Source organism: Steroidobacter sp. (genome assembly GCF_016790065.1).
Taxonomy (GTDB): Bacteria; Pseudomonadota; Gammaproteobacteria; order Steroidobacterales; family Steroidobacteraceae; genus Steroidobacter.
Genome location: NZ_JAEUPY010000707.1, coordinates 1 through 2,958, shown reverse-complemented (window position 1 = coordinate 2,958; position 2,958 = coordinate 1). Strand labels below are relative to the sequence as shown.

Here is a 2,958-nt window from a genome sequence, read left to right as displayed (position 1 = left end):
GCCACGTAGCGCAACGGTCATCGCTCTGCGCGACAGCGAGTTGGGTCGGTTGTCGCGCTCTGCATTCGAGCGAGTGATGCGCCAGCATCCGGAATGGCTGCTGCGAGTGTCGCAACTTCTAGTGCAGCGACTGGAGTCCTCGCAGTCTCAATCGCACGCGCGCGCTCAGCGCTCGATGCCGAGAACCTTTGCCATTGTTCCTCACGATGGCAGCGACGGCGCCACTGTGTTCGCCGCCAAGCTAGTGACCTTCCTGAATCGAATCGGCTCTGCGGAGTTGGTTTGGAATCAGCGCGGCGCGGAGCGAACCACTGAATGGTTTCATGCGGTCGAGCGAGGCAACGAATTCGTCGTCTATGTTTGTGAATCCGCGGCCACCAGCTGGAGCAAGTTGTGCCTGCGCCAGGCCGACGTGATTCTATTGCTCGCCGATGCAGACTCGCAGCTGGCCGACTGGCCGGCGCTGCAGGGCTATCTGGATCGTAACGTCACCGGGCAGCGGCCCGAGCTGGTGTTGCTCCACAAAGGTTCGACGTCACCCGGGCTCACGCAACGCTGGCTCGATCTCAAACCGGGTTTGTCACATCACCATATTCGCGGCCCCGCCGATATCGGCAGACTGGCGCGCTCGCTGACGGGCACCGGACTGGGTGTCGTGTTGTCCGGTGGAGGTGCGAGAGGGTTTGCTCACATCGGTGTGTTGCGCGCGTTTCGTGAAGCGGGCATTGCCATCGATGCTATCGGCGGCACCAGTCTGGGCTCCATCGTCGCTGCAGGGTATGCATTGGAGTGGGACCACGACGAGTTGCAGGAACGCGTGCGTCGCAGTTTCGTCGCCACCAATCCGCTCAACGATTACACACTGCCGCTGGTGTCGCTGGTGTCGGGGCGCAAGGTGAGTCGCTTGTTGCACGATGAGTTCGGCGACGTTGCTATCGAAGATCTGCCGCTGCCGTACTTTTGCGTCTCCACCAATCTGAGCACGGGCCAGCTGGCTGTGCATCGCCGTGGGCTGCTGTGGCGCTGGCTGCGTGCGTCCGTTTCCATTCCTGGCGTGTTGCCGCCTGTCATCGAACATGGCGAAGTCTTCGTCGACGGCGCAGCCATCAACAATTTGCCGGTCGATGTGATGCGAGAGTCAGGCGTCGGGCGCGTCATCGGTGTCGATGTCGCTGCGGATCGCGTGTTCACTACGGACTGCGAGGATTCGGATGTGCCGCCGCTATGGCGTGCCATGCAGTGGTTCCGTGATCGCAAACAGCGCATCAACATCCTGCAGATTCTGTGGCGCTCCGGCATGGTGAACAGCACAGCGAATACCGCTTCTCGACGTGAGCTTTCGGACTTGTTACTGCAGCCGCCGTTGGAGCAGATCGATATGCTCAACTGGCAAGCGTTCGATCGCGCCATCGAAGCGGGATATCAATACGCGCAGGTCAAGCTGCGCGATTGGAAGTAGTTGGCTGAAGGCCAACGACGAGCGTTCCAGGTCCACCGTGCACGCTGAGCGTGCTGCCCACCGGCATCACGAACGAGCTTTCGATCTTCGGATGCGCGCGCTTGAGTTGTTCGAGCAGGTCGTGCGCTTCGGTCTCAGCGTTGGCGTGACCGATACCGACCCGGTACGGCTGCCCGTCGTCCATTCGGGCCGCGATGAAACGAATGAATTTCTCACGACGCTTGCGGCGACCGAACAGCGTGCCGACCGGCGCGACGCGTCCATCGGCGTGAGTGCCTAGCACCGGCGACAACCCGAGCGCGTTCGCAATGGTCCGGACTGCCGGCTTCAAACGGCCGCCGCGCACGGCGTAGTCGAGCGAGCCGATCAGCGCATAAGTGCGCGTCCACGGGATCATCTTGCGTACGGCCGCGACGATGCGCTCCGCACCGAAGCCTTGTGCCGCCAGTTCAGCCGCATAGATCGCGAGCAATCCTTGACCAATGGATGCGTTAGCCGAGTCGATGACGTCAATCGTGCTCTCGCTCTGCACGCGATCCGCCGCCGACCGGGCGCAGTTATACGTGCCGCTGACTTTGCCAGTGACGTTGATGGCAACGACGCTGTCGAAGTGCGAGGTCAGGAATTCGAACTGACGCCGAAAGTCTCCCGCCGGTGGCTGCGACGTGGTGGGATGCTTGGGATTGCGCACTAGCTCGGCGACAAACTCTTCTGGCGACAAGCCTACCTTGTCGAGATAACTGCTTTCGCCGAAATGAACTCGTAATGGCACGACGTGAATGCCGAGTCGATCCAGCAGGTCGTCGGGAATATCGGCGACCGAATCGGTGAGGATGGCCACTCGGCGCAGTCGATCATGTGCCGCTTGTTGCTGGCGCTGCATGTCGTCGGCCTTCTGGCCCGTGACTTCGCCGAACTGAGCCGCGACCCGAAATACGTCGGCAGGATCGTTGACGTGAATATGAACTTTAGACTTGCGCGTCGTTCCTGCCAGCACCAATGACGAACCGAGCGACGCGAGTTGCTCGCGCAATTTACGTCGATCGATGTTGGCGCTGGTAATGGTGCATTCGGTGCAGAAGCGATGTGACAGGTCGTGAGCTTCGCCGGCGATTGCCTCGTGCTCGGTCGTAGCGATGGCGACCTCGGTGGGCTCTGCATCCACATCGTGATGCAAATGTTCTGTCATGCCTTCGAGTAGGTCGACGAAGCCTTGCGCGCCGGCATCTACGACGCGGGCTGCCCGTAACTCTTCTAACTGCTCCGCCGTGTGCTGTAAGGACGCGCGAGCTTTGCCGAGTGCTTGAGAAAACAGGCTGAGAAAGTCGTGCAGGCCAGTCGCAGCGAGACGAGCGGTCTCGGCTGCGAAATCAGTAATCACCGTCAGCACCGTGCCTTCGCGCGGCTCTGAAAGACTGTCGCGAGCGTAGATTGCGCCAGCCGTCACTGCTTTCGCGAATTGCAATGTCGAGAGCGCTGCATGCGATGCGGCGCTGTCG

General features: G+C 61.1%; 2 protein-coding genes. One reads left to right on the top strand and one right to left on the bottom strand.

Going from position 1 to position 2,958, the window contains the following annotated elements:
- Positions 1–1,459 (top strand): patatin-like phospholipase family protein (locus JNL55_RS29035; protein WP_293862891.1); only part of this gene is annotated, 1,459 nt, incomplete at its 5' end.
- On the opposite strand, the gene JNL55_RS29030 is transcribed toward JNL55_RS29035, so the two are convergent.
- On the bottom strand, positions 1,437–2,958 hold a 1,522-nt coding region (locus tag JNL55_RS29030; protein ID WP_293862889.1), incomplete at its 5' end, for a DegV family protein. The genes JNL55_RS29035 and JNL55_RS29030 overlap by 23 nt on opposite strands.